This window comes from Mesorhizobium sp. M8A.F.Ca.ET.161.01.1.1, assembly GCF_004792105.1.
GTDB lineage: Bacteria > Pseudomonadota > Alphaproteobacteria > Rhizobiales > Rhizobiaceae > Mesorhizobium.
Genome location: NZ_SRTD01000336.1, coordinates 1 through 317, shown reverse-complemented (window position 1 = coordinate 317; position 317 = coordinate 1). Strand labels below are relative to the sequence as shown.

The following is a 317-nucleotide window of genomic DNA, read 5'->3' as shown; positions in this document are numbered from 1 at the left end:
CCGCGCCAGCCTGGAGCGCTATGTGCAGCAGTATCCGGAGGCCCGCCTGCCGCGCGACCTGCGTCCACTGCTGGACGACTGAAACGGGCGAGCACCTGTGGCAACCCCGTAGAATGGCGGGAATGCTCGATACCCTTGCCCAGCCGGTCAGCCACACGCTGGAAGTCAAACACAGCCGTTTCATTGCACACGCCGCGCCGATCGACGGTGCTGCGGCGGCACTGGCGTTCCTGCAGCAGGTGGCGGTCGCCGATGCGACCCACAACTGCTGGGCCTACCGCCACGGCCAGGACTACCGCTCCAGTGATGATGGTGAG

Annotated in this window: 1 protein-coding gene; it reads left to right on the top strand. The window is 66.6% G+C overall.

Features of this window, described 5'->3' with window-relative positions; genetic code table 11:
* Positions 1-122: 122 nt before the first annotated feature.
* Positions 123-317: YigZ family protein (locus tag EN804_RS35960; RefSeq protein ID WP_135922396.1), on the top strand; the 195-nt coding region annotated here is incomplete at its 3' end.